9 protein-coding genes are annotated in these 12,449 nt (G+C 39.0%); 5 read left to right on the forward strand and 4 right to left on the reverse strand.

Annotated elements, in window-relative coordinates; translation table 11 throughout:
• Position 1: 1 nt before the first annotated feature.
• Positions 2-244 carry a glutaredoxin family protein gene (locus MZHIL_RS03625; RefSeq protein WP_013898017.1) on the reverse strand — a complete coding sequence of 81 codons (243 nt, stop codon included), beginning with the start codon at positions 242-244 and terminating at the stop codon, positions 2-4.
• A 388-nt stretch (positions 245-632) separates the two neighbouring features.
• On the opposite strand from MZHIL_RS03625, the gene larA reads away from it, so the two are divergent.
• A complete protein-coding gene (larA, locus tag MZHIL_RS03630; RefSeq protein WP_013898018.1) occupies positions 633-1,886 on the forward strand; it encodes a nickel-dependent lactate racemase in 1,254 nt (417 codons plus the stop codon).
• A gap of 165 nt (positions 1,887-2,051) precedes the next feature.
• Here the strand turns inward: larA and MZHIL_RS03635 are convergent, their stop codons facing one another.
• Complete coding sequence (locus MZHIL_RS03635; RefSeq protein WP_013898019.1) at positions 2,052-3,278, reverse strand: peptidase U32 family protein; 1,227 nt, start codon at positions 3,276-3,278, stop codon at positions 2,052-2,054.
• A 251-nt stretch (positions 3,279-3,529) separates the two neighbouring features.
• Here MZHIL_RS03635 and MZHIL_RS03640 point away from each other — a divergent pair, with 251 nt between their 5' ends.
• Complete coding sequence (locus MZHIL_RS03640; RefSeq protein WP_013898020.1) at positions 3,530-4,576, forward strand: hypothetical protein; 1,047 nt, start codon at positions 3,530-3,532, stop codon at positions 4,574-4,576.
• An 82-nt stretch (positions 4,577-4,658) separates the two neighbouring features.
• On the opposite strand, the gene MZHIL_RS03645 is transcribed toward MZHIL_RS03640, so the two are convergent.
• Positions 4,659-6,248 carry a sodium:solute symporter family protein gene (locus tag MZHIL_RS03645; RefSeq protein WP_013898021.1) on the reverse strand — a complete coding sequence of 530 codons (1,590 nt, stop codon included), beginning with the start codon at positions 6,246-6,248 and terminating at the stop codon, positions 4,659-4,661.
• Positions 6,249-6,835: 587 nt separating this feature from the next.
• Between MZHIL_RS03645 and ahbC the strand changes: the two genes are divergently transcribed.
• Positions 6,836-8,056 carry a 12,18-didecarboxysiroheme deacetylase gene (ahbC, locus tag MZHIL_RS03650; protein ID WP_013898022.1) on the forward strand — a complete coding sequence of 407 codons (1,221 nt, stop codon included), beginning with the start codon at positions 6,836-6,838 and terminating at the stop codon, positions 8,054-8,056.
• 81 nt (positions 8,057-8,137) lie between these two features.
• On the opposite strand, the gene MZHIL_RS03655 is transcribed toward ahbC, so the two are convergent.
• Entirely contained in the window at positions 8,138-8,500 is a 363-nt protein-coding gene (locus MZHIL_RS03655) for a desulfoferrodoxin family protein (protein ID WP_013898023.1), read from the reverse strand.
• 319 nt (positions 8,501-8,819) lie between these two features.
• Here MZHIL_RS03655 and MZHIL_RS03660 point away from each other — a divergent pair, with 319 nt between their 5' ends.
• A complete protein-coding gene (locus tag MZHIL_RS03660) occupies positions 8,820-9,581 on the forward strand; it encodes a potassium channel family protein (protein WP_013898024.1) in 762 nt (253 codons plus the stop codon).
• A gap of 245 nt (positions 9,582-9,826) precedes the next feature.
• On the forward strand, positions 9,827-12,424 hold the full coding sequence (locus MZHIL_RS03665; RefSeq protein WP_013898025.1) for a valine--tRNA ligase: 2,598 nt from the start codon (positions 9,827-9,829) through the stop codon (positions 12,422-12,424).
• Positions 12,425-12,449 lie beyond the last annotated feature (25 nt).

Consider the following 12,449-nt stretch of genomic DNA (forward strand, 5'->3'; position numbering starts at 1 on the left):
GTCAGGAGAGCATAGAAACAGCTTCATCCTTTTCAGGAACGCCCACATAAATAACTTCATCATCGATGATTGTGGTTGGCACTCCCATTATGGAGTGCTTGCCGGCAAGCTCCTGCCCTTTTTCAGTATCAATGTCCACTTCTTCATATTCGAATTCGTATTCAGATTGCAGGCTTTTCCATAATTTGCTTGCTGCGGGACATAATCTGCACCAGTCTGCATGTACGAGTGTAACTTTAGGCATTTTATCTACTCCTATAAAACTATATATAAAATTCATTTTTGCAATATATTAAACTAACTAATGTCTGAGAGCATGTTGATACAAAACAGCGGATGCTATAATCTTATTGCAATCAATAAAGTCCCGAATCTGGAGTTTCCAACTGTACGTGTGATTAAATTTATATTCAATGGTTTCATTTTATTTAGTGCAGGCAAAAGTTATATTTCGTGAATTATATCCCCTCGACTTCTCGTCATATTACTAATTATAATAACTTTTGTCTGCTTCTCATCTGGTAATGTGATATTCGTATTTTATGATATATGATCCACGAGTACTTTTTTCTTTTAATTTTGACCCATCCAACAGCAATTTATATATAAAATATCTTATTTCTAAGATAACCATGGCAACTGTAGAGCTTCCGTATGGCAATACCAGAATGGTTTTAGAGGTTCCGGATAAAAACCTATCACAGATCATACTACCTTCTGAACCGGATATAACTGAAAGTGAAGGCGAGATCCTGAAGGGTGCACTAAATAATCCCATTAACAATAAATCCCTACAGGAGATAGCAGATTCCAAATCCTCTGTTGCCATAATTGTAAGCGATGCTACAAGAGCGTCTCCTACAAAAAAGATGCTTCCTCCTCTTTTTGAAAAGCTTCATGAGGCAGGTGTCAGAGATGAAAACATCACAATAATCTTTGCTCTGGGCCTCCACCGGAAACAGTCGGAAGAAGAGATGAGATATATTGTCGGGGATGATATTTATGAACGGATAAGATGTATTGAACACGATCGTTCCAGATGTCGTCGGGTAGGGGTAACTTCGGCAGGCACTCCCGTTGAAGTATTTGAAGAGGTACTGGATTCCGATATAATCATCTGTACAGGTAATATTGAACTCCATTATTATGCAGGGTATAGTGGAGGTGCAAAGGCGATACTCCCTGGAGTTAGTTCTGAAGAATCAGTTATTGCCAATCACAGATTAATGGTGAATGAAAGAGCAACCAGTGGAAATATTGAAAGTCCTGTAAGAATTGATATGGAGGATGCTATCAATTTTGTCAAGGTTGATTTTTTGTTCAATGCAATTATTGACAGCAAAAAAAATATTGTTGCAGCTACAGCAGGACATATCATTGATGCTCATCGAAAGGGTGTGGAAGTTGTGGATCAAATGTATAAAGTTGAAGTTGAACCGGCTGATATTGTTATTGTTTCTGCAGGCGGTTATCCCAAAGACATAAACCTCTATCAGGCTCAAAAAGCCCTGGAAAATGCAAAAAGTGCGGTAAAAGAAGGAGGATCTATCCTCATGGTTGCTGAATGCAAGGATGGGTTTGGAAATGCAATATACGAAAAATGGAACCGTGAACTGAAAACCCCGGATGATGTACTGAATAAGTTTCATCATTCGTTTGAACTTGGAGGACATAAAGCAGCATTTGTAGCACAACTGACCAAAAAATCAAAACTGTATCTGTCCTCAGACCTGCCGGAAGTTGATGTCCGGAATGCTTTTTGTGTTCCATTTAAAGGGATTCAGGAACAGCTTGATGATCTTCTGGAAGATTGTCCAGATGCAAAGGTACATATTATGCCATACGGAGGATTGACACTTCCTGTATCTACAGCTACTGCTAGATAGAAATTGATATGAAACATTCATTCTAAGTTACTTGTTTTTAGCAGAATCTCCTGAGCTATGAATCGGATTTATAGTGTTCCTGGTAACTCCCTGTACAGACTGGTGCCTGATATTTACAGGGATATAAATATGTCCTGAACAGGAACAACACTTGCTCATTTTTATTTATTTACAGGTATCCTTTGAATTAATCAACTTAAATATACGGTCATTCTTTCGGACCTTCGATACAACTTCCAGACCCACTTCATCACCCTTATAAGCATGTTTTATGGGTGTATTGTCTTTAATGATAGATTCCACATTTTGTTCCAGAAAGGTTGTATTCCCTTCGATTACTATTCTATCTTCTGCACAAAGAGAGGAATGTTTTAAAATAACGGATGCTGCTTTCTTTTTTGAGTAATAGTTTGTGACGATTCCCACAGGTTGCTTTTTTGTAGAGGATGCATTCATTGGCTTGTTGAGCATAATTTCTTTTGATGAAGGGGTACCAAAATAAAATCCGGTAGATAATCCTCTGTTAAATACAGATTCAATATCTTTCTTTAAAGCAGATACATTATCTATGCTAAAATTTCCGTCCTTTACTGATGATAAGGCATTTGCATAGCAGCTTGATACATGTGAAATATATCTTGTATCTCTTAATCTTCCTTCAATCTTAAAGGCATCTATGCCAGTATCTACAAGTTCCTGAATATGTTCTATCATGCATAAGTCCTTTGCACTTAGTAGATATTTACCTCCGACCTCTACCATTGATCCATCATCTGCAACCAGTGTCCACTCCCAGCGGCATGGTTGAGTGCACTCACCACAATTTGCTGAACCTCCTGCCAGGTATGCAGAGAGATAACATCTCCCGGAAATCGAATGACACATTGCACCATGAACAAAAACTTCAAGTTCCATATCCGTTTTATTACGGATATCTGCAATTTGTTCCAGGGACAATTCTCTTGAAAGAACCACCCTTTCAGCACCCAGAGAGTGATAAAATTCTGCAGATCTATGGTTTGAAACATTTGCCTGGGTGGAAATATGGACCTTGAGTCCATTATCCAGAGCCTGCTCTATTGTAGCTGGATCCCAGCAAATAACAGCATCTATTTCTGCAGAGGATGCATGATCCATTATGGTATCCAGTTCCTTGATGTCTTCAGGGTAGATGACCGAGTTTACTGTAAGATAAGCTTTGAGTCCTGCGTGATGGACAGCATGAACAAAATCAGATAAGTACTCAGATGAAATTTCCTGAGCTCGGGCTCTTAGACTGAAGCGGTCAAGAGAAAAATAAACTGCATCCACATGATTTTTGCATGCATTCAGTGTTGATATGTTTCTGACACCAGCAACAAGCTCCGGAAATGCTGATACTCTTTTTGTCATGCTTTAATGAATGTTTATCAGGCATTAAATATTGCTGTTATCAATAGTTTCATTGAGGTAATGTTAATGTCCAGAGTATTTCTGTTCTTATTCTTAGCTGGTTCAAGAATCTGTTCGCAGTGAATGAAAACACTTATTTAATAACACCTCTATGGATAAAAGTAGTTAAAAGTATGACATTTTTATATAAAATTCATACTATCAATTATCTTTAGTTGAATTTGATGATATTTTAGGAGGATCCTGGAATTATGAAAAATAGAGTTATAATATTGATTCTGGCTATGGTCTTTACATTGGTCTGTATGCCGCTTTCAGCACAGGCAAATGACGATAATGTAGAGGAAATGATAGAGATTCTGGATGAGATTAGGTCTCTTGCAAATGAACTGCATGATCAATCTGAATTTATAGCAGATGATGTAGAACCAACAGTTGGATTGGACTGGAAGCTGATGGGTAAGGCAGAAGTTGTGCACGGCACTTCACATGACATTGAAAGGTTTGCGAGTATTGCCCATGATAGATTGAAAGATGGTCTGGATACCGGTGAATTCGATAAGAACGAGATAACTCGCAGAATTACAATGCTTCAGGGTGTTACTAATGCAATATCTCCTCTTGTGGATGATATAGACCATGAAACTCCGCAATCGCATAGAGAATATGCAGATGCACTGAGGAATGCACAATCTGATTTACAGCAGCTTGTTTCAGAATTGCACCTGATGGCAGAATCCGCAGTCTTTGTTGCAGAAAATAACGTGGATATTTATCTTATGGGCAAAGCAGAGGTAATCCATGGTACTTCACATGATATGGGAAGATTTGCAAATATTGGATACAATGAACTAAATAGGGGGCTGGAAACAGGCGAATTCAATAAGAATGAGATAACTCGCAGAATTACAATGCTTCAGGGTGTTACTAATGCAATATCTCCTCTTGTGGATGATATAGACCATGAAACTCCGCAATCGCATAGAGAATATGCAGATGCACTAAAGAGCGAGTTTGCTTTTTTGCAGGAACTTTCTTCACAACTGAATCAGCTGACAGTTGAAGAAAATGCCTCTGAGATGAGTGAAATAATGCAGCAGATAATGGATATATCAAGAGAGATACACGATATTTCTGAGTTCATAGCAGATGACGTAGATCCAGCGGCAGATGATACAATAATTGATGAAGTTGATGACCCTGTTGAGCAGGACCCAGAAACCGAAGATACTCCTGGACTTGGAGCAATAAGTGCTGCTTTTGGAATACTTTCAATGGCCTATTTAATCAGACGCTAAAACAATAATGAGGTCCTAAAATGCCTCATTCATTTCTAATTTTTAAATACATAAATTATAGACTAAAAAATACTGATTTCTTTCAGGATTTTCCATAACACCATTCCAGGTGTTCATCTGACGGAGGCTCTGTAATCAGGCTCACCACAATGGCTGCAATTGCTGCAAGCGGTGTTGCAATCAGTATCGGATCTACAAGAGTCCAAGTACCTGTAATAACTGTTTCAGTTGAGAATATAAATTCTGATATTCCCAGTGGAACTGCATTTGCAGCATGTACAAAGGTCAGCCAGAACAGACTTGAGAGCGTGCCTACTATCAGACCTGCAATTGCACCTTCCCTTGTCATTCTTTTCCAGAAAAGGGCACCGGCATATATAGGCAGGAATGCAGCTGCACAAAGTCCAAAGAAAATTGCGGTCGCACGTGCAATGATACTGATCGGAAGAAAGTATGCAAAGATCACACTGATCAGAATGGTGACTGCAATACCAAGACGGGTAATATTTACTGTTCGTCCGGCTTTGCCGCTTAGAAGGTAGCCTCGATAAAAATCATGGCCTATTGAAGTGCCCATGGTGTGATACTGTGAACTGAGAGTTGACATGGACGCCGCCAGCAACACCAGCATGAACAATATCACAAATGCATCCGGCATTGCATTATTAATGTACATCGGAATAATTAGATCGGTATTCCCTCCAGCAATCTCAAGTGCAATCTGGCCAAAATTCTCAAAGAAATATACGTTTGAAAGTGCACCTGTGATGTAGGCTACTCCTGCCATCATCAGGATAAAGGGCCCTCCCACAAATATTGCTCTGTTGAATGATTTATCACTTTCCACTGTCATGAATCTCACTGCCAGCTGAGGTTGGGCAAGTACACCAATTCCTACTCCAAGTATTATGGTTGATACCATTGTCCACCATATTGGAGATCCGAGCTCCGGCATCATGGTCCATCCCTGGTGCCCTCCCTGAACCAGTGCCTGAGGCACAAGATGTCCCAGTTCAGTAAGTGACTGATGTGCCTGGTTAATGCCACCCAGTATTCTGTATGTGAATACCAGCAGTATGCCCATTCCAATAAACATCAGAAAACCCTGTAATGCATCAGTGTACATTACTGCAATAAGGCCGCCTGTAATCACATAGGCAGCAACAATAATGGTAAAGATCAAAACAGCTATATCATAATGGACACCAAGTGCGGTCTCAATAAACCGTGCTGCTCCGATCAAAACAATACCTGCATAAAGCGGCATGAATACTCCTATCAGTGCACCTGAAAATCCCTGAATGAACCTGGATTCGAACCTTTTTCCTAGAAGTTCAGGAAAAGTGACTGCACTCAGGTTCTGGCCAATTCTTCTTGTTTTTGGTCCAAAGATGGCGAAAGCAATAAAAATCCCTACAAAAATATTCATGAAGACCAGCCATAGTAATCCCATACCAAGTGAACCAGCTACGCCACCAAATCCAACAATTGCAGCAGTACTGATAAAGGTTGCACCATAGGAAAGGGCAAGAATAAAAGGGTGTATCTTTCTACCTGCAACCATGTAGTCATCGTCTTTACAGGTACGCTTGTAGCCAAGCCAGCCGAGATAGAATATTACCATCAAATAAATCAGGATGACAATACCAAATGTAGAAGTACTTACTGCCACTTTTTAATCCTCTTATTCTCTACTTATTGTATTTATTTCTGTCAGGTTGTATTATATTTACATAAGTTGTTATACTGAACTATGTTAACATATGACATATATGTTTTAAAATAAGCAAATATTTATACCTATCTATAATAGTAGGTGGCAGAATAAACAGGATTGTCACTGATCCTGATGCAAATGTAGAAAAGAACTTCAATTAATCTATAGGATCAAAATAATTAGAATAGTGAAAGGAGATCCCCACTCCCATCCGCTATGATTCCACTTCCCAACCTGCTCCAATATAGTCTTTATGAGATCTATATTGTATCTCAATATGTTTTGTAATTATTGTTTACTAGTAGCATCAATATATAGTATTGTGTGAAATCAGTGCTACTTCAATGATAAACGTCGATAGCTTCTTATTTCTGAATCAAACACTACTAACCGAAATCCTTATATTCAGATGAATAGCTAAATGCCAGCAGAGTTTGTAATATATTGATAGCAATACACTGGTAATAATTTTATCAAATAATATTTATTGCACATTAAAATGGTCAATACATTATTTGTACTTTTATAAAAATAGGGATATCATGATTGGGATTTCAAAGCTGTACTGCGGAACTGTTGAACCTTCAGATGCTCTCAGATATGGGCGTGACTCTAAAAAACTTCCTCCTCATCTGCTGCAGTTTTCTAAGGATAAAAAGCCTGTTGTCGTATGGAATGTAACGAAACGATGTAATTTAAAGTGCCTTCATTGCTATTCTAAATCAGGGGATTCAAGTAGTGAGGATGAGCTGAATGCTGAACTAAATACTGAGGAAGGTAAACAGTTAATTGATGATCTTGCGGACTTTGGGACTCCTGTTATCCTGTTTTCTGGTGGAGAACCCTTGGTACGAAAAGATCTTCCGGAACTTGTTTCCTATGCCAGATCTAAAGGTATGCGTGCGGTAATATCAACCAATGGAACCCTTATTGATAAAGATATGGCAAAAGTCCTCAGAGACATCGGCTTATCCTATGTGGGTATTTCACTTGATGGCACATTAAAGACCAATGATAAGTTCAGGGCTATTCCAGGTGCATTTGATGCAGCAATGGAGGGGCTTCGCAACTGTCAGAGGGAAGGAATTAAGGTAGGTCTTCGATTTACTATTAATAAATACAATGTACAGGATATACCTGCGATATTTGATCTTATAGAAAAAGAAAACATACCAAGAATATGTTTTTACCATCTGGTGTATTCAGGCCGTGGATCTGAACTGATTGATCAGGATCTTTCTCATGAAGAAAGCAGAAGAACGGTTGATATGATCATGGATCGAACAGAGCAACTTCATACAAAAGGCCATCCTGTTGAAGTTCTCACAGTCGATAATCACTGTGACGGCCCCTACATCTATATGCGGCTTCAGAAAGAGGATCCTGAACGTGCACAGGAAGTACTCGAATTGCTAAAGATGAACCAGGGCAATTCTTCAGGAATAGGGATTGGTTGTGTTTCATGGGACGGTTCAATACATCCAGATCAGTTCTGGAGACACTACAGCTTTGGGAATGTGCGTGAGAGAAAATTCAGTGAAATCTGGATGGATACTTCTGATAAATTAATGGCTGGTCTAAAGAACAGAAAACCACTGATTAGGGAAAATGCTGACAGATGTGCACGCTGCAGGTGGCTTGATGTATGTAATGCCAACTTCAGGGTGCGTGCAGAAGCAGTTCATGGAAATCTATGGGCTGATGATCCGGCTTGTTATCTTACAGAAGAGGAAATTAAAATACCCGACGATCAGCAAGTATAAATATGACTGCAGATCCATCCATCCATCCATTCACTCATCCTGGTAATTTCAAAGAAGAATGAACCATACGTATAATTCATTTTAGACCTCAATGCAGTTTTCCCAAAGGCCATGAATATTGCAGTATTCTGTTGCGCACAATGTTTTGAAATCATCGGTCCTGATCTCAAAGGTAGCATTGTGATTGGTATGGACTGGAGCAAAGCTTGACCGTCCCAGATTGACAACCTGATCGTTGTCTTTTTTAACTCCAAACAGGGCAATCCATGCAATATGATGCTCTACTTTATTTGGGTGTGGTGTCTCTTTTCCCACATATACACGAACAATATCTGTGCCGTTGACGCCCTTTTCCTTTTCTATCTCTATCACAGGGACATGTTTTTCCTTTAATGTACTCTCTGCTTCCTCATTCTTTCCTTTAACCAGTTCCTGAAATTTCACAAATATACCTCCTTTATACTGTTTTTTTCTTTTATCACTTATAGTTTATTCATGTTGTTCTTTAATTGAAAACTAATTGGGAAATCAATCTTTAGCTGAACAGTTTAATTTGCTGCTGGCTTTATGATCAACACGTTTAATAATTCCAACTTATATCCCTTTTTCTGAATTAATAAGTACCCTGTGATAAGTTATTTACGGTATTGGTACCAATAAATCATGTTCTTAAAATATCTTGCTTTGATCATCTTTAGTGTAAATACATATGCGAAAGTAGATATTTTGGATTTACCTGGCTAATATTGGGGGAACTCTGTTAATGATTGCAGCATTTATTACACTTTTTGCAGTTATTATAGTTTCACTTCTGATAACAAGGGTTGCAACAATTGCACTGACTCTAACGGGTTTGTCCCGGGAGGTGGCGCGCTTTCAGGCTCGTTCTGCCCTTACCGGATCTGGCTTTACGACTACAGAGTCAGAAAACATGATGATCCATCCTATAAGGCGAAGGATACTTATGCATCTTATGCTGGTTGGAAATGCTGGAATAGTAACTGTAATTGCTTCTACTGTAGTTATTTTTTTAAACCCTGCGGAAGAGACTTTAATTAACTATCTGATTGTTTTTATAATTGGGACATCAATAATTGCTCTGATCACAAAGAGTGCAAAGATGGATAAGATCTTAAATCGTGCTATTGCTTTTGCCCTAATAAGGTGGACTGATATTGAGGGATCTGACTCTGCAAGTCTAATATATCTTGGAGGTGATTATCAGGTATCTGAACTTAAAGTTGAATCCAAGGACTGGCTTTCAGAGAAAACGCTTATGGAATTGAATCTTGCTGAGGAAGGAGTGCTTGTACTGGGTATTCAGAAACCATATGGTGAATATGTGGGGATACCTTCTGCAGATACTCGAATAAAAGCCAGGGATGTCTTGTTCCTTTATGGACGAGGCAGTGCTATACAATCTCTGGACAGAAGAAGACGTGGAATCCGTGGAGAACTGGAACACTCAGAAGCAGTTGAACAACAGAAGGAAATCACAGATAAACAGGAAAAGTATTCACAATGAAAAGAAGTTTTATGCATAAATGTCATTTTTTTTAATTTATTGCATAACATCTTTATTCCAGAAAATCCATTCAAAACTGCTTTTATATGATATTTGAGTATATTCGAACTCAGGTTAGAACCTGATCCAGACCCAGTCTTAATATACAATAAATATAAGTCAAACTATTAGTAGCACATTTAAATATACTAATGATTCTGTAGATAGCTGGTTAATTATTATATTATGATTATTGGAGTGTTTCAATGACAATCCCCAAAGAATATGTTCCCTATGAAATCGAATCAAAATGGCAGAATAAATGGAATGAGTCAATTTATTATTTTAACTGGGATGAGGCCGAGTGCCCTCAGTATATTATAGACACACCTCCTCCATACCCCACAGGAAATTTCCATATCGGTAATTCTCTCAACTGGTGCTATATTGATTTCATAGCCCGGTATAAAAGGATGAGGGGGTATAATGTAATGTTCCCTCAGGGATGGGATTGCCATGGCCTGCCTACTGAAGTGAAAGTAGAAGAGATACACGGCATAACCAAGAATCAGGTTCCAAGATCTGAATTCAGAAGATTGTGTGAAGAACTCACCTCTGAGAATATCCGAAAAATGCGCGAAACAATGATGATGCTCGGATTTTCAATTGACTGGAGCAATGAGTTCATAACCATGGATCCTTCTTATTATGTAAAGACACAGAAATCATTTGTTAAAATGCATGATAAAGGACGCATATATCAGGAGCAACATCCTGTTAACTGGTGTCCAAGATGTGAAACCGCCATAGCTTTTGCAGAGGTTGAATATGAGTCAAGGCAGACATATCTCAACTATCTTTATTTTGATGATCTTAAGATTGCAACTACCAGACCGGAGCTGTTAGCTGCATGCGTTGCAGTTGCAATAAATCCTTCAGATGAGCGATATAATGATTTTATAGGTCAGAATGTTAAAGTTCCTATCTTCGGTCATGAAGTGGCCGTTATTGCAGATAAGGATGTGGATCCTTCATTTGGTACCGGTGCGGTTATGATCTGTACTTTTGGTGATAAACAGGATGTGAGGTGGTGGGTAGAACATCATCTTCCTCTCAGAAAGGCAATTGATAAAAATGGCCTTATGACCGAGATTGCAGGTAATTATGCCGGTATGAAAATATCCGAATGCAAAGAGGCAATTATTGAAGATCTTAAACGTCAGTCTCTCATCTACAAACAGGAACAGATCGAACAGAATGTAGGTATGTGCTGGAGGTGTAAAACACCTATCGAAATTCTGTCTGAAAAGCAATGGTTTGTTAAAATAAATTCTGAAGAGATACTTTCAACAGCTGATGAGATAGACTGGATCCCTGAACATATGAAGATACGATTGAAAAACTGGACCGGTACAATGGAGTGGGACTGGTGCATCTCCAGACAGAGGATATTTGCAACCCCAATACCTGTATGGTACTGTAAGAGATGTGGACAGACACTGGTGGCAAAAGAAGAATGGTTGCCACTGGATCCCACCCAAGAATCAGCTCCTCAACCGTGTGAATGCGGTTCTACAGATTTTGAAGCAGAAGAAGATGTACTGGATACCTGGATGGACTCTTCACTTACGGCAATTCATGTCGCTGGATGGTTGAGTGAACACGAAATGCGTCTTCCTACACAGTTAAGGCCACAGGGACATGATATTATTCGTACATGGGCTTTTTATACAATACTACGCTCAGTTGCCCTTACAGATACCAGGCCATGGGATACAATCCTTATCAATGGCATGGTCCTTGGAGAAAATGGTCATAAAATGAGCAAATCGGCGGGTAATATTATATCCCCACACGAAGTTGTTGATACCTATGGTGCAGATGCATTCCGGCAGTGGGCTGCTGTTGGTGGTACTCCTGGTTCTGATGTAATGTTTAGATGGAAAGATGTGGTATCTGCATCTCGCTTTTTGCAGAAATTATGGAGCATATATAGGTTTTCAATATCTCATATTGAGAACTTTAATCCTGAGACCGACCATATACCTCCTGAATCACTGCCGGTGGTTGACCGATGGATGCTGAGTAATCTTAATCGTCTGATCGAATCTACCACTGAGAGTATGGATCATTTCCAATTCGATGAAACATTCAAATCGATTCGTGGTTTTACCTGGGAGATGGTTGCAGATAATTATATTGAACTTGTAAAATCCAGATTATACGGAAATGATAGCGAAGAAAAGAAAGCAGCTCAATATACTTTACATATGGTTCTCAATACACTTGTTCGTCTTTTGTCTCCTTTTGTTCCATTCATTGCAGAAGAGATGTATTCCAGACTAAGTTCTGGTAGTGTACATCTCAGCACATGGCCGGGTGTTGAGAGAAAATATATAGATGAAAATATAGAAATACAGGGGGAGCTGATCAAGGACATTGTTGCTTCTATAAGGCGCTATAAATCTGAATCTGGAATGGCTCTTAATGCACCACTTAAAAAAATAGAGATTTATGCACCTCTTGAAGATACGACAGATATCAGAGGTGCAACTAATTCTGAAGTAGAGTTAATCTCAGGAAAACCAGATTTTGAATATGTGCCAGTTTCTGTAAAGCCTGAAATGGGAATCATAGGTCCCAGATACCGAAAGAAGGCAGGCGCTATTGTAAAAAAGCTATCCCTGGCTGATCCGCTGGAAGTAGCAAAGGAGATGGAAAGTGGAAAAATGATCCTGGATGTTGATGGAGAAACCATCGAGGTTGATCCAGAGGCAGTATCTCTGGAAAGAGAGGTTAAATCTGCAGGACGTGAAGTAGATGTCCTTGATGTAAATGGTTCGATTGTTGTGATTGTTAAGTGATTGAAAAACAGATATAACAAGAGAA

The sequence above is a fragment of the Methanosalsum zhilinae DSM 4017 genome, assembly GCF_000217995.1.
GTDB lineage: Archaea > Halobacteriota > Methanosarcinia > Methanosarcinales > Methanosarcinaceae > Methanosalsum > Methanosalsum zhilinae.

What these genes read in the sequence shown, in the direction of transcription:
- MZHIL_RS03625 (WP_013898017.1), bottom strand. Translation starts at nt 244, where the DNA reads ATGCCTAAAGTTACACTCGTACATGCAGACTGGTGCAGATTATGTCCC.
- larA (WP_013898018.1), top strand. Translation starts at nt 633, where the DNA reads ATGGCAACTGTAGAGCTTCCGTATGGCAATACCAGAATGGTTTTAGAG.
- MZHIL_RS03635 (WP_013898019.1), bottom strand. Translation starts at nt 3,278, where the DNA reads ATGACAAAAAGAGTATCAGCATTTCCGGAGCTTGTTGCTGGTGTCAGA.
- MZHIL_RS03640 (WP_013898020.1), top strand. Translation starts at nt 3,530, where the DNA reads ATGAAAAATAGAGTTATAATATTGATTCTGGCTATGGTCTTTACATTG.
- ahbC (WP_013898022.1), top strand. Translation starts at nt 6,836, where the DNA reads ATGATTGGGATTTCAAAGCTGTACTGCGGAACTGTTGAACCTTCAGAT.
- MZHIL_RS03660 (WP_013898024.1), top strand. Translation starts at nt 8,820, where the DNA reads ATGATTGCAGCATTTATTACACTTTTTGCAGTTATTATAGTTTCACTT.
- MZHIL_RS03665 (WP_013898025.1), top strand. Translation starts at nt 9,827, where the DNA reads ATGACAATCCCCAAAGAATATGTTCCCTATGAAATCGAATCAAAATGG.